This window comes from Bradyrhizobium stylosanthis (assembly GCF_001641335.1).
GTDB classification, from domain to species: Bacteria; Pseudomonadota; Alphaproteobacteria; order Rhizobiales; family Xanthobacteraceae; genus Bradyrhizobium; species Bradyrhizobium stylosanthis.
On record NZ_LVEM01000002.1, the window covers coordinates 719,361 to 736,990 of the forward strand.

Below are 17,630 nucleotides of genomic sequence, written 5' to 3' on the forward strand. Positions count from 1 at the left end.
CGCTTGGGAGGATCACGCAGCATCATCGCCGGACTGGTCGCCTCGCTCCTGGCCTCGTCGCTGGTGCATGTCGGCGAGGCCGCGGCTGCGAGAAAGCCGGAGAAGACGAGGCCGAAGCCGCCGCAGCCGTCGGCCACATGCGAGGCGCCGAAATTCCGCATCGTCGTGGATGTCGGGCACACGCCGGACTCCTACGGCGCGCTGAGCGCGCGCAACGATCCCGAGTTCGGCTTCAACTTCCGGCTTGCGCGGCTGATCGCGGCGAAGCTCAAATCCGGGGGCTTTGCCGCAACCCGTCTACTCGTCACCGACGGCAAGGCGCGGCCGAGCCTGTTCAAGCGCGTCGGCGCGGCGAATGACGGCCGGACTGATCTGTTCCTGTCGGTTCACCACGATTCGGTCCCGGACAAGTTGCTCGAGGCCTGGGAGTTCGACGGCGCGAAGAGCTATTTCAGCGATCGGTTTTCCGGTCACTCGCTGTTCGTCTCCGAACGCAATCCGCACTTCACCACCAGCCTGAAGCTGGCCCGGATGATCGGCCGGCAGCTGAAGGAGCAGGGCCTTCGCTATGCCAGCCAGTACAGCTTGCCGGTGATGGGCCGCTACCGGCGCCAGCTGCTCGACAAGGATGTCGGCGTCTACCGCTACGACGGCCTGGTCGTGTTGTCGCAAACCAGGAGCGCCGCGGTGCTGCTGGAAGCCGGCTCCATCATCAACCGCGACGAGGAGATGGAGATGAACTCGGCGGAGCGGCAGGAGCAGATCGCCGGGGCCGTGGCGGCGGCAGTGGGAGAGTTCTGCGAGCGGCGGTAGGTCGCAATCGTCTAGGAGCCCCGCTCCTGACCGCCATGGCGCACGTGAAGGATCACGACCTGGTCGTCAGCGGGATTGACCGTGTAAAACACAAGATACGGATAGCGAACGGTTGGGAACATGCGCACGCCGGGTTCGTCGGTAAGATGACCGGCCTTGGGAAAGTCCTGGAGCAGACGGGCGATGGATACGCTCAACCACGGCGACGGCGGCCGTGCGATTGCGTTCGTGAATATAGGAGAAAATGCTGTCGATGTCCGAAAGCGCGCTTTCGGACCAGCGGACTCTCATGCGCTGTAGCGTTTGAAGACAGCGGCGACCGCGTCGTCGCTTGCAAGCCTTCCCTCGCGCATATCCTTCAAGCCACGGCGAACTGCGGCTCGCTCATCATCGCTAAGTCAGATAGATACCGAGATGCCTGTTCTCGATGTCGGTCAGGGATCGCATCAGCTCTTCCTGTGCCTCTTCGGGCCAGGCCGACACGCGTTCCAGGAGGATCTCGAGTCCTGGCTTTGTCATCCGGCAAGAATAGCAGATGGCGAGGGGACTTGCACGTCCTACAGCGGCCCGCCCCGATACTCCCGGTTCGCCAGGCTTGCCTCTTCCAGATCCAGGTCCCGCTCGATCCGGCGCCGCGTCTCGTCGGTGATGTGGCCGTCGCGCAGCAGGTCGTGGATGAATTTGCGTTCGGCGTCGATCAAATTGCGGGTCAGTGCGGTGCCGGCGGCGGAGACGTCGTGGTGGGCGGGGTCGAGCGAGTCGGGCAGCTGGTTGACGCGGATCTCGTGGCGGGCGCGCAGCAGCCGCATCACCTCGTCGGAGACTTCCTTTTCCGCGGTGAGCGCATCCAGCGATCTCAGTGCGGCATCGAGCGCCTGGCGCCGGGCCGCGATCTCGGCCTCGTGCTCGGCGACATGCTCGTTGCGGCCGGCCTCGGCGACGCCGAGCCAGCGCACCACGGGCGGCAGCGTCAAGCCGACGCCGATCAGGGTGACGAAGATGACGCCGAAGGCGACGAACAGGATCAGGTCGCGATAGGGAAAGGCGTCGCCATCAGGCAGCGTGAACGGAAGCGCCAGCGCGGCCGCCAGCGACACCGCGCCGCGCACGCCGGTGAAGGCGAGCACGAACGGCCATTGCCATGGCGGCGACGGATCTCGCTCGCGCAGCGATTTGGAGAGGATTCGCGGCAGATAGGTCGCGGGATAAAGCCAGACAAAGCGCGCGGTCACGATGATCGTCAGCACGACGGCGGTCGCGATCAGGATGTCGTCGAGCGGGAACGCCTTCGACTTCTCGTAGAGCGCGCGCATCTGGAAGCCGGTGAGCAGGAACAGCAGGCCCTCGATCAGGTAGATGATGAGGTCCCAGAAGAAGATGCCCTGCAGGCGCGTCGCCGACGAGATCAGGAGTGGGCCGTTCCAGCTGACATAGAGGCCGCAGGCCACGGTCGCGATCACGCCGGAACCGCCGACATGCTCCGGCAGCCAGTAGGAGACGTATGGCGTGATCAGCGACAGCGTCAGCTCGACCTGCGGGTCCCTGGACCATTTGCGGAAGCGAAGGGAGAGCCAGCCGACGCCGATACCGAAGGCAATCTCGCCGGCGACGATCAGCACAAACTCGCCGGCCGCCAGCGGCAGCGAGAAGTGCCCGACCATGATCGCGGCGAGCGCGAAGCGGTAGAGGATCAGCGCGGTGGCGTCGTTGGCGAGCCCTTCGCCTTCGAGGATGACGACGAGTCGGCGCGGCAGGTTCAGCCGCCGCGCGATCGCGAGCGGCGCCACCACGTCGGGCGGCGCGACGATGGCCCCGAGCAGGAAACCCACGGTCAGGGGCAGGCCGATGAGATAATGCGTGGCGGCTGCCACCATCGCCGCGGTGAAGATCACCGCGCCGACTGCGAGCAGCACGATCGGCCGCAGGTTCCTCTTGAACTCGCGCCAGCTCATGGCGACGCTCGCCGAGTAGATCAGCGGCGGCAGCACCATCAGCAGCACAAGTTCCGGCGGCAGCTCGACCGGCGGCATGCCCGGCACGAAGGCAAGACCGACGCCGGAGAGCATCAGCAGGATCGCAGGAGCGATGTTGAAACGGCGGGCGAGGAGGGCGGTGCCCGCCAGCACCGCGAGCAGGATGAGGAAAGTCTGGAATTTCGCTGCGATCATGACCTGTCTTGGCCCGGAAGCGGCCAAGAGGTCAATGTTTGGGCCTTACGCCAGCCGCTCTGCCACCATGCGTCCGATGCGGGCGAACGCGGCCTCGATCTGCGGGGCCGTCGGCGAGCCGCCCTGGGTGTAGGCCGCGATCAGGATCGGCGCATCGGGTTTGGGCCAGACGACGGCGATATCGCCCGACGCATCCTTGCCGTTGTTGCCGGTCTTGTCGCCGATCGTCCAGCTTGACGGCAGCCCGCCGCGCAGCCGGTTTGCGCCGGTCTTGCAGTTCACCATCCAGTCGGTGAGCTGGACGCGCGAGGCCTGCGACAGCGCTTCGCCCGTCACGAGCCGCCGCAGATTGCCTGCCATCGCCGCCGGCGTCGTGGTGTCCTGGGGATTGCCGGGCGGGGAGCGGTTGAGCTCGGGCTCGTTGTGGTCGAGCCGCGAGGTGGCGTCACCGAGCGATCGCCAGAATGCGGTAAGCGCGGCGGGGCCGCCGATCCGCGCCAGCAGCAGATTGGCGCAGGTGTTATCGCTGAGCTCGACGATCGCCTTGCACATCTCGGCGACCGACATCTTGCCGGCCGCGAGATTCTGCTTGGCGACCGGCGCGTAGTCCAGCAGGTCGGCCTGGCCGTAGGGGATCACGGCCGCAAGCTGCTCCTCGCCGCGATCGACCCGTGCCAGCACGCAGGCCGCAAGCGAAGCCTTGAAGGTCGAGCACATGACGAAGCGCTCGTCGGCACGCCAGGCGAGCTTCTTGCCGGTCGCAAGATTTTCCGCATAGAGCCCGATACGTCCGCCGCTTTCGCGCTCATAGGTTTCGAGCTCCGGCGGCGCCTCCGCGGCAAGCGCGGGAGCAGCGGCTATCCAGCAGAGCGAGGCGAGCAGGGAGCGGCGATCGAGAGACATGAGGGACTTTCAGGCAAGGGGAGGCAGGAAACGTAGCGTGCGCTCTATCCGCGTCGTCATTACGAGCGCAGCGAAGCAACCCAGAGTCTCTCCGCGGAGGGATGCTGGATTGCTTCGCTGCGCTCGCAATGACGCGTGGCGAGAGCGACGCTCGCAATGACGGAGAATGAGGGACGAGTGCGTCCGATTTCAGGCGGAAGAGGAGCGCGCAGCCCCTCAATCCCTCAGGTCGTACCGGTACGATTTCGACACGATCTGCCAGCCGTCAGCGAGCTTCATCGCCACCAGATAGTCTGTGAAGAATCGCGGCGGCAGCTGGCAGCGCACCTTGATGAAGGCGGTCTTGTCGTCGGAGCGGTCGATGGTGACGATGAAATCCTCGCGCGGCTTGCCTTCGGCCTTGCCGGAGGGGCGCTTRCGCACGCGGTCGAGCCAGTCGGGCACGGTCAGGACCTGCAGTTCGCCCTTCTCGACCCAGCGCAGATCGGCGGAGGGATGGAAGATGGCGCCGAGCTTTTCGGCATCGCCCTCATAGAGCCCGTCAAAATAGGATTGCACGACGGCTTCGACGCTCGAACGGTTCTGGCTCATGGGTCATCCCTTTGAATGATGGCTGGGGGCGAACTTAGTCGTACAGTGCAAGATGCGCTATGGGTGTGTCAGCCATTGCGCAGAGGCCTCGTCATGACCGGATCAGAAAATTCGAACGCTCGTATCCTGACCGGCGAATGCTATTGCCGCGCCGTGCGCTTCGAGGTGGCCGATGCGTTCTCCTATGCGCTGAACTGCCATTGCTCGAACTGCCGCCGCACCACCGGGTCGGCCTTCAAGCCGTTCGCCGGCATCCCGCAGGACAAGCTCCGCATCGTCCAGGGCGGCGATCAGCGGCTCATTTACGGGGACGAGGTCACCCATGACGCCCACTGCGCCCGATGCGGCTCGCTGCTCTATTCCCGGGTGCGCGAGGGAAAATGGGTCCATGTCGCCATGGGAACCCTGGTTGATGCCCCCTCAATCCGGCCGAGCGCCCACATTTTCGTGGGCTCGAAGGCGCCCTGGCACGAGATTACGGACGATCTGCCACAATATCGGGGGCATATCGGCGATCCCTAGGGAACCCGGGCGTTTGCCGGCGAACCCCGACCGCGCTGGCGCGACAAACCAGAGGGAACCTTCGTTTTGTCGCCGGACGCCGCCTTCGTGACGTCGGTCACAAGCGCCGGTGCCCGATCCTGCTAAAGCGGTCCCAAAGGCCCAGTCGGGTCCTGAACTTCGGAAGTCGTGTCATGCGCAGTTTGCTCAGACTTTGTCCGCTTCTCCTCGCCGCCGCGCTGGTGTTCGGCGCCGGGCCCGCTCACGCAGGAAAGCGCGTCGCCCTGGTCCTCGCCAACTCGGCCTACCAGCACGCGCCGTCGCTGGCCAATCCCGTCAACGACGGTGCGGTGATGGCGAAGATGCTGAAGGAGGCTGGTTTCGACGTCGTCGATTCCCGGCACGATCTGACCGCCCAGGATACCCGGCGCGTGCTGCGCGACTTTGCCGATGCGACCCGCACCGCCGACATCGCCGTGGTCTACTATGCCGGCCACGGCATCGAGGTCGAAGGCTCCAATTATCTGATCCCGGTCGACGCCAGGCTCGAGCGCGACACCGATGTTTACGACGAGGCGCTGTCGCTCGACCGTGTTCTGGTCGCGGTCGAGCCCGCCAAGCAGCTCCGCCTGGTGATCCTGGACGCCTGCCGCGACAATCCATTCGGCAAGACCATGAAGCGCACGATCGCCTCGCGCGGCATCGGCCGCGGTCTCGCCCAGGTCGAACCGACCAGTCCCAATACGCTGATTGCCTATTCTGCGAAGGCCGGCTTCACGGCGCAGGACGGCGACGGTGCCAACAGCCCGTTCACGGTGGCGCTCTCGAAGCATCTGACGACGCCGGGCCTCGACGTCCGCCGCGCCTTCGGCTTCGTGCGCGACGACGTGCTCAAGTCGACCGGCAACAAGCAGGAGCCGTTCGTCTATGGCTCGCTCGGCGGCGACGACGTCCCGCTGGTGCCGGTCAAGGCAGTGGCCGCAGCACCGGCGGCGCCCGTCGCGAACCCGCAGGCCGATATCCGCCGCGACTACGAGCTCTCGCTCCAGGTCGGCAACAGGGCGGCGTGGGAAGCGTTCCTCGCCCAGCATCCCGACGGTTTCTATTCCAACCTCGCAAAACTCCAGCTCGAGAAGATCGGTGCCGAGCAGGCTCACGCGGCGGCGATCGAGAAGGCGAAGCAGGCCGAAGCCGAGCGTGACCGTCTCGCAGCCGTCGGCGCGCAGAAGGATGCGCAGGCCAGGGCCGCGGCCGATGCCAAGGCGGCCGAGCAGGCGCAGCTTGCCGCGCAGAAGGCCAAAGAGCAGGCGCAGCAGCAGGCCGCCGCCGCCGAGCAGCAGCGCGTCAATCTCGCCGCTGCCGCGCCGAGCACCGCGCCGGCCAGCACTGCGAGCCCGGCCGGAACCAACGTCGCGTCGCTGACGCCTGCGACGGCTCCGGCCGATCTCAGCCGTTCGGTGCAGACCGAGCTTGGCCGGGTCGGCTGCTTCTCGGGTCAGGCCGACGGCAACTGGAATACGTCCTCGCAGCGCTCGCTGTCGCAGTTCAACCGCTATGCCGGCACCAAGCTCGACGTGAAGGTCGCGAGCACCGACGCGCTCGATGCGGTGAAGGCGAAGCCGTCACGCGTCTGCCCGCTGGTCTGCGAGCACGGCTTCAAGGTCGACGGCGACAAGTGCACCAAGATCGTCTGCCGCGAGGGCTTTGCGATCAACGACGACAATGAGTGCGAGAAGCAGCGCGCTGCCAAGCCGGCCAAGCCCGCAACGGCCAAGCGCGACGACAGCGAGGAGCGCCCTGCGCGGCAGCGTCGTCAGGCCGGCGGTGCGGCGGGCGAAGCGGCAGGCGGCTACGGCGCGGCTGCCGGCATCGCTGCCGCAACCGGCGCCGGCCGTCGCTCCGGCGGCGGGCAGGTCTTCTGCAACAGCAGCGGGTGCCGTCCGGTCAGCCGCGGCTGCCATCTCGAATATCGCGGCGGCGGCGGCCCCGGCAACGATGCCAATGCCGAGGTGTGTTACTGACACCACTGGGTCGTCCCGGCGAAAGCCGGGACCCATGACCCCAGGGAGGAGTTTGGCGACGACAAGTAGTGATGAAGTCTTCGCCCGTACTCGCACCGCCGCGAATGCGAGGGATCACGCGATATGGGTCCCGGCCTCCGCCGAGACGACAATCATGTCGCGATCGCGCTCGCCGCGATGTTCACCGTCAGCGCCAGCAAGGCCGTGTTGTAGATGAAGGACACGATGCCGTGGGCGGTGGCGGTGCGGCGAATGGTCTTGTCGGTGATGCCGACGTCGGAGACCTGCGCGGTCATGCCGATGACGAACGAGAAATAGACGAAGTCCCAATAGTCCGCGTGGACTTCCTTGTCGCCGCTTGGAAACTGCAGGCCGCCCGGCTTGGCGGCCCGGTAATAATCATGGGCGTAATGCAGCGCGAAGGTGGTGTGCACGGTGGCCCATGACAGCGCGATCGTGGTGATCGCGACGGTCAGCTCCAGCACGCCGCGATGCGGCGTGCCGAGCTCGGAGACGATCGCCGCGATGCTGGCGAAGGCGCCGATGGCCGTCACCAGCAGGATCACGAAGCGGCCGTCGTCCTGCATCGCCGCGGCGCGGCGGATGTGCTGGTGGTCGTTGCACAGCATCATCGCATAGACCAGCACGAGATAGACCGTGATCAGCGCATCCCAGCCGAACAACAGTCGCGTCACCAGCCGGTGCGAGCCCGGCAGCAGCAGGGCGACCAGGATGCCCGCCGCGAGCGCGATGAAGGTGCGCGGCCGCGCATAGATCAGCCGCACCGGCCGCGACATCTTGCGGAAGCGGACGAGGACGGGATCGTCTTTGCCCTCGGCCGCCATCGGGATGCGCTAGTTCTTCCGCTCGGCGACGAAGCGCGCGGCGGCTTGCAGTACGGCGGCGCGGTCGCCGAAGATCGAGACGGCGCTGTCGGCGCGCGCGAGCAGGTCGCGGACGCGCTGCTTGGCACCGTCGATGCCGAGCTGGGTGACGAAGGTGGTCTTGCCGAGCGCGGCATCGGCGCCGGCCGGCTTGCCGAGGGCGGCGGCATCGCCTTCGACGTCAAGCAGGTCGTCGGCGATCTGGAAGGCTTCGCCGAGCGCGCGGCCGTAATCGTCGAGCGCCTGATATTCCTTCTGCGAGGCCTGGCCGAGGATCGCGCCGGCGATGCAGCCGTAGCGCAGCAGCGCGCCGGTCTTCATCTGCTGAATGCGTGCGACGTCGATCGGCTCGTTGCCGCCGAAGCGGCCTTCGCCGGCGAGATCGAGGATCTGGCCGCCGACCATGCCGCCGATGCCGGCGCAGCGCGCCAGCGCGCGCGTCAGGAGCAGCCGCACATTGGCGTCGCGATGGATCTCGTCCCGGGTGACGATGTCGAAGGCGAGTGTGAGCAGACCGTCACCGGCGAGGATCGCGGTGGCGTCATCGGTGTGCTTGTGCAGGGTCGGGCGGCCGCGGCGCAGGTCCGAATTGTCCATCGCCGGCAGATCGTCGTGGATCAGCGAATAGCAGTGGATGCATTCGAGCGCGGCGCCGACCAGCAGCGCGGCCTCGCGGGGAACGCCGAACACGGCGGCGCTCTCGACCACCAGGAACGGCCGCAGGCGCTTGCCGCCATTCAGGCTGGAATAGCGCATTGCGTCCATCAGTCGCTTGGGCCGGGCGATCTCATCGTGCAGGATGTCGTCCGTGAGCAGGCGCCCGAGCAGCGCTTCGGTGTCATCAGCGGTCTTGTCCAGACGTTTGGCGAAATCGGACGGGGACGTGCCGGTCATCAAGAAAGGCTCCAGAACTAAAATTCGGCGGGACAATCCTTTATGCGCCCGCCCCAGTCAATCGTTTGGAAGGCCTAAAAAGTGCTGGAAAAGGCCCGAATTATCACAGACTTAATGGTCCAGCCCGTGGCCGCGGTACAGTTTGCGCCGGAAAGGTCGATTTGCGCATCGTCAAAATCCTGCTGGTGGCGCTCGCGGTCGTGGTTCTCGCGCCATATCTGATCGCGCCGTTCTACCGTGCCGGCCACCCGGTTTCGACGCTGATGGCCTGGCGCAGCTTGCGGGGCGCACCGATGCAGCGGGAGTGGATCGATCTGGCCGACATGTCGCCCTATCTGCCGCGCGCGGTGGTGGCGGCCGAGGATGCCCATTTCTGCAAGCATCACGGTATCGATTGGGGCGCGCTGCGCGAGGCGATCGACGATGCGAAGGAGGATGGCACCCCGTTCCGGGGCGCCTCCACCATCACCCAGCAGGTGGCGAAAAACCTGTTCCTCTGGCAGGGGCGGGATTTCGTCCGCAAGGCGCTGGAATTCCCGCTGGCGCTGTGGATCGACCTGGTCCTGCCGAAGCCCCGGATCCTGGAAATTTACCTCAACATCGCCGAGCTCGGCCCGCAGGGCCAGTTCGGGGTCGAGACCGCCAGCGCCTATGCCTTCGGCAAGTCGGCCGAGAACCTCTCCCCCCGGGAGGCCGCCCTTCTGGCCTCGATCCTGCCGAATCCGGTCAAACGCAGCGCCCGGACCCCGGGACCAGGCGTCCGGCGGCTGGCGGCCACCTATATGGCGCGGGGGCAGGCCAGCTCGCTGGTCACCTGTTGGCGCGAAAATCGCTGATTTCGGGCCCTTTTCGGGCGCATTTTCCGGCCCAAGAGCCTAGCTTTACGGTCGGCCTTCCTCTATAAGCGCGGCCTTGATCGGCATTCAGCTCGCCCCGTATTGCGGGTGCTGAGCCGTCCCCCGGGGACGATGCCCTGATGACACCAATCCCTAGAGGATATTGAAATGGCCGTTCCGAGAAGAAAAACCTCGCCGTCGCGTCGTGGCATGCGCCGCTCGGCAGACGCCATCAAGAAGCCGACCTACGTGGAAGACAAGGACTCCGGCGAGCTCCGTCGTCCGCACCATCTCGACCTCAAGACCGGCATGTACAAGGGCCGGCAGGTCCTGAAGAAGAAAGAGTCCTGAGAACGGACTGTTTCTTTGGGCGGGTTATCCTCAATCAGGATGACGTGACCCGCCTGATTTCGGCCAACCCATGAGATATGACAGTGACGGCGGCGGAGCTAATGCTTCGCCGCCGCATTGTCCTGTCTGCATATCTTGATCGAGAAGGCGTTTTGCCGATGGTCGGTTTCCCGCTGCTCCTGATTCCGCTCGCGGTCTACAACATCATCGCCTTCCTGATGCCCAGCGTGTCCTTTACGGACGTGCTGTTCAAGGTGCCGATGATCACGGGCGAGACCTGGCCGGTCACGCTCGCCGACCTCCTGCTTGCGCTCGGTGTGGTGCTGCTGCTGCTTGAGGTGGTCAAGGGCGCGCGGCCCGGCTCGAAATTCCTGATGGATCATCTGCTGTCGCTGATCATCTTCGGCGCGGCGGCGGCCGAATTCGTGATGTGGCCCAAATTCGGCAACTCCACCTTTTTCCTGCTGGTGTTGCTTTCGATGGCCGATTTCCTCGGCGGCATCGCCCAGCGCACGCGCCGCCGCGTCACCTATGTCGCCGAGACCACGGTGCCGGCGCCGCGCAAGGCCAAACGCCGGGCTGACCCGCCGGCGGACGATGTGGCTCCCGAACCCACGTTCGAGCCTTTGACGAAGGTGGAGCCGGTGGTGCCGCCCGCACCTTCCGCGCAGTCGGTCGCCGAATCCGTTTTGATGGATCATCCGGCGCCGAAGCCTGTGCCGAGCATTCCGCCGTCGCCGGAAATTCCCTCGCCGCATCTGCAGCCGGGCAACGGCACGCCGCCTTCCCCCGACACGCCGCGCTGACTTCTGTGAGTTTAACTTAGCCCCACGGCGACGTCGGTGTGCTCCCTCGCCCCGCCCTTCGCGGGGAGAGGGTTGGGGTGAGGGGCCTGTCTCCACACGCGAGATGGCCGCGAGACCTGTACCCCCTCACCCGGATCGCAAGGGCGATCCGACCTCTCCCCGCAAGCGGGGCGAGGTAAGGGCAGCGGCCTCTGTCGGTAAAATTCGTTGTGCTCAAGCCACCTGCCGCGTGCGGGCGCTGACGCTCGGAAGCGGGAGCTTGCTGCCATAGGCGATGCGCGCGTCCTCGGACGAGGCGCGGCGGAGCCGGCTGGTTTGCGGTACGTGCTCGGCATTGGCGATCAGCTGGGTGACGAAGCTCGGATCGGGGCGGGGCAGCGGCACCTTGTGGAGCCATTGCACAGTCGGGATCAGCGGCACCAGGGCCGTGCCCATGCTGCCTGCCAATTCGTCCGATCGATCAGTACTCAACATCGCGATCACCGTTGATCCGGCGGATAGTGTCGCGTTTCGGGACGCGGGCGCCGGTTGCGTGTCAGTACTCGCAAGGCCTATGCCGGGCGGGCCGGTTTGGTTCCCCCGTCACTTCACAACGTGGTTTCCAAATTGTTTATCAACTTTGCCTAGGGTCGGGGGCGAATCTAGCCGTATTCTGTGCCGGCTCAGGACTCCCCGCTGTCCCGAAACGAGGCGATTTTGACCCCCGCATTGCCGCAAGCCTCCGACATTCTGGCCGCGCTCGGTCAGGCCGTGTTCGCCTGGGACATCGCCAGCGACGTCATCGTCTGGGGCGAGCAGGTCGGCGCCGTCTTCCCCACCATTCCTGCCGAGAGGCTCGCGACCGGGGCCGAATTCGCCAAGCTGATCGAGCCTGCGCAGTCGCTGCGGACCGCCGCCCTGGCGCAGACCTCCGCCGTCCACGGCGCCGACGGCACGGCCTACCGGGTCGAATACGGCGTGCGCATGAGCGCCTCCGACGCCGTGGTCTGGGTCGAGGAGACCGGCCGCTGGTTCGCCGGCCCCGACGGCCGCCCCACGCGCGCGATCGGCTCCGTCCGCATTAACAATGAGCGCCACGCCCGCGACGAGGAGCTGTCCAAGCTCGCCCGGCTCGATCCGCTGACCGGCGAGCTCAACCGCTCGCATCTGGTCGCGGCGCTGGCCGAGGCAATCGAGGAGACCACCCGCTTCCGCTCGACAGCGGCCTTCATGCTGGTCGGCATCGACCATCTCGCCCGCGTCAACGACGCCTTCGGCTTCGACGTCGCCGATGCCGTGATCCTCGACATCGCCAAGCGCATCCGTGCGCGCCTGCGCGGCGGCGATGTGCTCGGACGCTTCTCCGGCAACAAGTTCGGCCTGATCCTGAAGAACTGCACCACCGACGACATGAACGTCGCCGCCGAGCGCTTCCTCGCCGGCATCCGCGACGAGGTGGTGCCGACCAAATCCGGTCCGGTCTCGGTCACCGCGTCGATCGGCGCGGTCAGCCTGCCGCGCTATGCCCGCAACACCGACGAAGCGGTCAATCGCGCCCATGAGACGCTCGACGCAGCCAAGCGCCGCCGCGCCGGCTCGTTTGCTGCGTGGCGTCCGGATGCCACGCGCGATGCGCAGCGCCGCGTCAACATCCGCGTCACCGACGAGATCGTCACCGCGCTGAACGAGCGCCGCATCAAGCTCGCCTATGAGCCTGTCGTGTCGGCCGTCTCGCGCGAGCGCGCCTTCCACGAATGCCTGGTGCGGATGGACCAGGGCGACGGCCAGGTGCTGCTCGCACCCGACATCGTGCCGGTCGCCGAGCGGCTCGGCCTGATCCGCCTCGTCGATCATCGCGTGCTCGAGCTTGTGGTCGCCGAGCTCGCGGCCGCGCCCGACGTCAGCCTCAGCCTCAATATCTCGCCTGATACCACCATGGATCCGGATTGGTGGGCGAGCATCGAATCGCTGATGCGCGCGCATCCGGGCGTTGCCGAGCGGCTGATCGTCGAGATCACCGAGACCGTCGCGATCCAGGATATCGACGACGTCCGCGGCTTCGTCACGCGGCTGAAGAATTTCGGCAGCCGCATCGCCATCGACGATTTCGGCGCGGGCTACACCTCGTTCCGGAACCTGCGCAAGCTCGGCGTCGACATCGTCAAGATCGACGGGGCCTTCGTGCAGAACATCACGCATTCCGCCGACGACCGCGCCTTCGTGCAGACCCTGATCGATCTCGCACGTCGCCTCGATATCAAGACCGTCGCCGAATGGGTACAGGACGATGATGCCGCCAACATGCTGCGCGACTGGGGCTGCGACTACATCCAGGGCCGCCTGATCGGTCTCGCCTCAGCCGACCGCCCGTGGGGCGCGCTGGCCGAGAATGCGCTGCCAGCGGCGAGCTGAGATGCCGTAGGGTGGGCAAAGGCGCGAAGCGCCGTGCCCACCATCTCTCTCCAACTCAGGCAGATCGCGGGCACGGCGCAAGTGCGCCTTTGCCCACCCTACGATTCCGAGTGTGGGGTCGCCTGTCCCCTCCGTCATTGCGAGCGTAGCGAAGCAATCCAGAAACTTTCCGCGGTGGCAGGCTGGATTGCTTCGCTGCGCTCGCAATGACGATGCGGCAGCTACGCCACGCAGATCCCGGGCACCGCGACCTTCTGGAATAGATGCGGGCTCGCGACGGCCGACGCCGGATAGTCCGCGATCTTGGCGCGGAATTCCGGGTGCGTGAACGCCGCTCGGAAAAGCGCATTGGATTCCCACACCGCGTAATTGAGATAGGTCGGATTGTCGCCGACGGCGCGGTGGAGCTGGGTCGAGATGAAACCCGGCTGCCGCTTCATGAAGGCGGCATCGTCCTGCCATCCCTTCAGGAAGGCTTGTTCGTCGGTCGCATCGAGCGTGAACAGGTTCACCAGCACAACGGGGCCGGCATCGAGCGCGATCTGACGGTCGATCGGGAAGGCGGGGTCGAGCGGACGCATCTGGGGCATGGCATCACTCCGTGTAAGTTGGTATTATCATGTCAATTCGACACGGTGTGACATAGATAATTGACATTATGATGTCAATATAGGGCAATCATTACAAATGACCAGAACCAAGCGGACCCCGGCCGGCGAGGCCCTGACCGGCTTCATCCTCGACCTGTTCCGGGCCAACGGCCTGCTGCTGACCGCCGGCGACCGGCTGGTCGCCTCGCTCGGCCTCACCAGCGCGCGCTGGCAGATCCTGGGGGCGATCGTCGATGCCGAGCGCCCGGAGCCGGTGGCCTGGCTGGCGCGCAATCTCGGTGCCAACCGCCAGAACGTGCAGCGCATCGTCAACGACCTCGAGCGCGATGGCCTCGTCGCGTTCGAGACCAATCCGCATCACCGCCGGGCGCAACTCGTGGTGCTCACCGACAGGGGTAGGCAGGTCTACGATGCCGCCGGCCGCTTGCAGTCCCCATGGGTCAACGGCCTCGCGGACGGCTTGTCGGTGAAGGAGATCGAGACGGCGCATCGCGTGATCGGCGCGCTGCGCGGCCGGCTTGAGGGGAGCGGCGAGGGGTGATTGCGCCGCCCGCGCTCCTCGCGCAGGCGCCGTAGGGTGGGTTAGCCGAAGGCGTAACCCACCACTTTGCTATCCGCATGGAGAGAAGAGGTGGATTACACCAGCGGACTGCGCTTCGCGCAGCCGCAGGCTAATCCACCCTACGAAGCTACGCCCCCTCGTCCAATGCCACCAGCTCGCGCTTCTTGCGCAGCGACGGCAGCAGCGGCGCGATCAGCAGCACCAGCGCGAGCGCCAGGCACGCCGCCGAGATCGGCCGCTGCACGAAGGTCCAGAGGTCGCCCTGCGACAGGATCAGCGACTTGCGCAGATTGTTCTCCAGCATCGGCCCGAGCACGAAGGCGAGCACCAGGGGCGCCGGCTCGTAGCCGAGCTTGCGCATGAAATAGCCGATGATGCCGAAGGCGATCATCACATAGACGTCGAACACGTTGTTGCTGGAGCAATAGACGCCCAGGATCGTGAACAGGATGATCAGGGGGAAGAGGATGTTGTAGGGCAGCTTGAGCAGTTGCACCCACATGCCGATCATCGGCAGGTTCAGGATCAGCAGCATGACGTTGCCGATATACATGCTGGCGACGATGCCCCAGAACAGGCCGGGGTTCTGCGTGATCAGCAGCGGGCCCGGCTGCAGGCCGTGGATGACGAAGGCCCCGAGCAGCAGCGCCATCACCACGTTCGGCGGGATGCCCAGCGTCATCAGCGGAATGAACGCGCCGCCGGCGGCGGCGTTGTTGGCGGATTCGGGGCCCGCGACGCCCTCGATCGCGCCGTGACCAAAACGCTCCGGCGTTTTCGACAGCCGCTTCTCGAGCGCATAGGACGCGAACGAGGCGACGACCGCGCCGCCGCCCGGCAGAATGCCGAGCAGGAAGCCGAGCAGGGTGCCGCGCGTCACGGGGCCGGCACTCGCCTGCCAGTCCTCTTTATTGGGCAGAAGCTGGGTGATCTTGGCATTGATGATGTCGCGCTTGATCGCCTGCTCGGTGTTGAGCAGCACCTCGGCGACACCGAACAGGCCCATCACCACCGGCACGAGGCCGATACCGTCGATCAGCTCCATGCGGCCGAAGGTGAGACGCGGCTGCGCCGTGATGCTGTCGAGCCCGATCAGCCCGAGCACGACGCCGATGCAGGCCATCAGCAGCGCCTTCGGCATCGAGCCTTGCGTGAGGAAGGTGAGCACCACGAGGCCGAGCACCATCAGGCTGAAATACTCGGCCGGGCCGAACGCGATCGCGATGCTGGCAAGTCTTGGCGCCACCAGCATCAAGGCGACCAGCGCGAAGGTGCCGGCGATGAAGGAGCCGAAGGCGGAGATGCCGAGCGCGGGGCCCGCGCGGCCCTGCTTCGCCATCTGGTGGCCGTCGATGCAGGTGACGACGGAGGCCGCTTCGCCGGGAATGTTGACCAGGATCGAGGTCGTCGATCCCCCATACATCGAGCCGTAGTAGATGCCGGCCATCATGATGATGCCGGATTCCGGCGTGCCCGATAGCGTCACGGGCAACAGCAACGACATCGCCGAGATCGGCCCGATGCCAGGCAGCACGCCGACCAGCGTACCGATGAAGACGCCGATGAAACAATAAAGCAGGTTGATCCCGGTCAGCGCGACGCCGAAACCATGGGCGACATTGGCGAGCGTATCCATGGGTCAGCCGATCCCGAACAGGCCGGAGGGCAGCTGGATCAGCAGCAGCCGCTTGAGCACCCACCACATGCCCGTCGGCACCAGCACGGCGATCGGGATCGCCAGCGTCCAGCGCACGGGATCGATCAGCCGCAGCAGGAGCAGCATCAGCGGGATCGACGACAGCAGGAAGCCCAACGGCTCCAGCGCGAAGGAGAACGCCGTGAGGCACGCGATGACGAGCAGCGGCTTGCTCCAGCGCACATTCTCCCAGCGCGAGGCCAACGTCGGCCCGCCCTCGGTGATCGCCGAGACGATGATGGAGGTCGCGAACACGCACATCAGGATGCCCGTGTAGAACAGCACGTAGCCGGAGCCGGGATCGTTGATGGTGCCGAGCTTGAGCTTCAGCCCCTGCCAGATCACGAAGCCGCCGAGCGCCAGCCCGATCAGCCCGCCCCAGAGCTCGGAATTGTTGAGGCGGAGTTTGACGTTGGTTTGGTTGGTCATCGATTCTCTCTCGTGCCCCGGACGCGGCGCAGCGCCCTAAGTGCGTTCACGCACGTCTTCGACGTGCTATCGCGGTGCGCTGCAGAGCCGGGGCCCATCAGTGGGGGCGAAGCAGATGGGTCCCGGCTCTGCGCAGCAGCGTTGCACGCTGCAGCGCGTCCGGGACACAAGCAGCTCGGCCCCTACTTCTTCGCCAGCCCGAGCGTGTCGATCACCTTGCGCTCGGATTCGGTGACCTCGACGACGAACTTCTTGTAGTCCTCGGTGTTCTTGTAGTTCGGCACCATGTCGTATTTGGCGAGCGTGGCGATCACCGCGGGGTCCTCGACGGCCTTCTTGAAGGCGTCGTGCAGCTTGGCGACGATCTTCGGATCCATGCCCTTCGGGCCCGCGACGCCGAACGGGGAATCGTAGACCATGGGATAGCCGAGCTCCTTCAGCGTCGGCACGTCAGGATAGTTCGGCGACCGCGCGCCCGTCCACACCATCAGCAGCTTCAGCTTGCCGGCATCGACCAGCGGCCGCCATCCCGTCGAATCCGCCTGCAACATCGTGTGCTGGCCGAGCACCGCAGCGTTGGTCTCGGCGCCACCCTTGAACGGCACCTGCGTGAGCTTGATGCCGGACATCGCCGCGATCTGCTCCATGCCGATATGGAGCGAGGTGCCGGTGCCCGGCGTCGCATAGGTCACCTTGCCCGGATTGGCCTTCGCGAAGTCGACCACGTCCTTCCAGGACTTGAACTGCGACTCCGCGCTGGTGGTCACGCCGAACGTGTAGCCGGTGAGGTGAATGATGTAACTGAAGTCCTTGGCCGGATCCCACGACACTTCCTGCATCAGGGGCAGACGGAACACCGTGATCGGGATCTGCGCGATGGTGTAGCCGTCGGGCTTGGCAGCCGCCGCCATGGTCGCGGGACCCACCGTGCCGCCGCCGCCGGCCTTGTTGTCGATCACGATCGGCTGCCCCAGCACTTTCGAGGCGCTGTCGGCGATCGCGCGCATGGAGATGTCGGTCGATCCGCCGGCCGGCCACGGCACGATCAGCGTGATGGGTTTGCTGGGATAGTCCTGCGCGCCGGCGGCCGTTGCGAGCAATATGCCCGCGGCTTGCATGGCGGCAAAGGCAATCGTCTTCAGCCCGTATCGCGACATCTAAACACCTCCCTCG

The 17,630-nt window shown here is 65.9% G+C and carries 21 protein-coding genes; 8 read left to right on the top strand and 13 right to left on the bottom strand.

Going from position 1 to position 17,630, the window contains the following annotated elements:
• Positions 1-3 precede the first annotated feature (3 nt).
• Positions 4-813: an N-acetylmuramoyl-L-alanine amidase gene (locus A7X65_RS15355; protein WP_063686139.1), complete on the top strand. Its 810-nt coding sequence runs from the start codon at positions 4-6 to the stop codon at positions 811-813.
• Between the two features lie 11 nt (positions 814-824).
• Here the strand turns inward: A7X65_RS15355 and A7X65_RS43130 are convergent, their stop codons facing one another.
• The 6 genes from A7X65_RS43130 to A7X65_RS15375 all read right to left on the bottom strand — a co-directional run bounded on the left by A7X65_RS43130 (position 825) and on the right by A7X65_RS15375 (position 4,475).
• Entirely contained in the window at positions 825-905 is an 81-nt protein-coding gene (locus A7X65_RS43130; RefSeq protein WP_430643194.1) for a hypothetical protein, read from the bottom strand.
• Entirely contained in the window at positions 880-1,104 is a 225-nt protein-coding gene (locus A7X65_RS43840) for a type II toxin-antitoxin system RelE/ParE family toxin (RefSeq protein ID WP_430643044.1), read from the bottom strand. The genes A7X65_RS43130 and A7X65_RS43840 overlap by 26 nt, the downstream gene beginning before the upstream one ends.
• A 102-nt stretch (positions 1,105-1,206) precedes the next feature.
• Positions 1,207-1,332, bottom strand: a complete 126-nt coding sequence (locus tag A7X65_RS43565) for a hypothetical protein (RefSeq protein WP_283806160.1) — start codon at positions 1,330-1,332, stop codon at positions 1,207-1,209.
• A 38-nt stretch (positions 1,333-1,370) separates the two neighbouring features.
• On the bottom strand, positions 1,371-2,981 hold the full coding sequence (locus A7X65_RS15365; RefSeq protein ID WP_156527822.1) for a Na+/H+ antiporter: 1,611 nt from the start codon (positions 2,979-2,981) through the stop codon (positions 1,371-1,373).
• A gap of 45 nt (positions 2,982-3,026) precedes the next feature.
• Positions 3,027-3,884, bottom strand: a complete 858-nt coding sequence (gene bla / locus A7X65_RS15370) for a class A beta-lactamase (RefSeq protein ID WP_063686142.1) — start codon at positions 3,882-3,884, stop codon at positions 3,027-3,029.
• 216 nt (positions 3,885-4,100) lie between these two features.
• A complete protein-coding gene (locus tag A7X65_RS15375) occupies positions 4,101-4,475 on the bottom strand; it encodes a nuclear transport factor 2 family protein (protein ID WP_063686144.1) in 375 nt (124 codons plus the stop codon).
• A gap of 93 nt (positions 4,476-4,568) precedes the next feature.
• Here A7X65_RS15375 and A7X65_RS15380 point away from each other — a divergent pair, with 93 nt between their 5' ends.
• Positions 4,569-4,997, top strand: a complete 429-nt coding sequence (locus tag A7X65_RS15380) for a GFA family protein (protein WP_063686146.1) — start codon at positions 4,569-4,571, stop codon at positions 4,995-4,997.
• Between the two features lie 173 nt (positions 4,998-5,170).
• Complete coding sequence (locus tag A7X65_RS15385; RefSeq protein WP_063686148.1) at positions 5,171-6,997, top strand: caspase family protein; 1,827 nt, start codon at positions 5,171-5,173, stop codon at positions 6,995-6,997.
• A 152-nt stretch (positions 6,998-7,149) separates the two neighbouring features.
• Here A7X65_RS15385 and A7X65_RS15390 read toward each other — a convergent pair whose 3' ends face one another.
• Together A7X65_RS15390 and A7X65_RS15395 are read right to left on the bottom strand one after the other, a co-directional pair.
• A complete protein-coding gene (locus A7X65_RS15390) occupies positions 7,150-7,842 on the bottom strand; it encodes a DUF1345 domain-containing protein (protein ID WP_063686150.1) in 693 nt (230 codons plus the stop codon).
• Between the two features lie 9 nt (positions 7,843-7,851).
• A complete protein-coding gene (locus tag A7X65_RS15395; protein ID WP_063686152.1) occupies positions 7,852-8,775 on the bottom strand; it encodes a polyprenyl synthetase family protein in 924 nt (307 codons plus the stop codon).
• A gap of 161 nt (positions 8,776-8,936) precedes the next feature.
• On the opposite strand from A7X65_RS15395, the gene mtgA reads away from it, so the two are divergent.
• The 3 genes from mtgA to A7X65_RS15410 all read left to right on the top strand — a co-directional run bounded on the left by mtgA (position 8,937) and on the right by A7X65_RS15410 (position 10,768).
• Entirely contained in the window at positions 8,937-9,611 is a 675-nt protein-coding gene (gene mtgA, locus A7X65_RS15400) for a monofunctional biosynthetic peptidoglycan transglycosylase (protein WP_063686154.1), read from the top strand.
• Between the two features lie 168 nt (positions 9,612-9,779).
• A complete protein-coding gene (gene rpmF, locus A7X65_RS15405; RefSeq protein ID WP_007598106.1) occupies positions 9,780-9,962 on the top strand; it encodes a 50S ribosomal protein L32 in 183 nt (60 codons plus the stop codon).
• 158 nt (positions 9,963-10,120) lie between these two features.
• On the top strand, positions 10,121-10,768 hold the full coding sequence (locus tag A7X65_RS15410) for a hypothetical protein (protein ID WP_063686156.1): 648 nt from the start codon (positions 10,121-10,123) through the stop codon (positions 10,766-10,768).
• Between the two features lie 213 nt (positions 10,769-10,981).
• On the opposite strand, the gene A7X65_RS15415 is transcribed toward A7X65_RS15410, so the two are convergent.
• Positions 10,982-11,242, bottom strand: coding sequence for a hypothetical protein (locus A7X65_RS15415; RefSeq protein ID WP_063687713.1), 261 nt, complete (start codon positions 11,240-11,242; stop codon positions 10,982-10,984).
• Between the two features lie 222 nt (positions 11,243-11,464).
• On the opposite strand from A7X65_RS15415, the gene A7X65_RS15420 reads away from it, so the two are divergent.
• Positions 11,465-13,159: a bifunctional diguanylate cyclase/phosphodiesterase gene (locus A7X65_RS15420; RefSeq protein WP_063686158.1), complete on the top strand. Its 1,695-nt coding sequence runs from the start codon at positions 11,465-11,467 to the stop codon at positions 13,157-13,159.
• A 221-nt stretch (positions 13,160-13,380) separates the two neighbouring features.
• On the opposite strand, the gene A7X65_RS15425 is transcribed toward A7X65_RS15420, so the two are convergent.
• Positions 13,381-13,749: an antibiotic biosynthesis monooxygenase family protein gene (locus A7X65_RS15425; RefSeq protein ID WP_063686160.1), complete on the bottom strand. Its 369-nt coding sequence runs from the start codon at positions 13,747-13,749 to the stop codon at positions 13,381-13,383.
• A gap of 97 nt (positions 13,750-13,846) precedes the next feature.
• Between A7X65_RS15425 and A7X65_RS15430 the strand changes: the two genes are divergently transcribed.
• A complete protein-coding gene (locus tag A7X65_RS15430) occupies positions 13,847-14,311 on the top strand; it encodes a MarR family winged helix-turn-helix transcriptional regulator (RefSeq protein ID WP_063686162.1) in 465 nt (154 codons plus the stop codon).
• A gap of 148 nt (positions 14,312-14,459) precedes the next feature.
• On the opposite strand, the gene A7X65_RS15435 is transcribed toward A7X65_RS15430, so the two are convergent.
• The 3 genes from A7X65_RS15435 to A7X65_RS15445 all read right to left on the bottom strand — a co-directional run bounded on the left by A7X65_RS15435 (position 14,460) and on the right by A7X65_RS15445 (position 17,614).
• Entirely contained in the window at positions 14,460-15,968 is a 1,509-nt protein-coding gene (locus A7X65_RS15435; protein ID WP_063686164.1) for a tripartite tricarboxylate transporter permease, read from the bottom strand.
• 3 nt (positions 15,969-15,971) lie between these two features.
• Complete coding sequence (locus tag A7X65_RS15440; RefSeq protein WP_063686166.1) at positions 15,972-16,457, bottom strand: tripartite tricarboxylate transporter TctB family protein; 486 nt, start codon at positions 16,455-16,457, stop codon at positions 15,972-15,974.
• Between the two features lie 182 nt (positions 16,458-16,639).
• Positions 16,640-17,614 carry a tripartite tricarboxylate transporter substrate binding protein gene (locus A7X65_RS15445; RefSeq protein ID WP_063686168.1) on the bottom strand — a complete coding sequence of 325 codons (975 nt, stop codon included), beginning with the start codon at positions 17,612-17,614 and terminating at the stop codon, positions 16,640-16,642.
• Between the last annotated feature and the right edge of the window lie 16 nt (positions 17,615-17,630).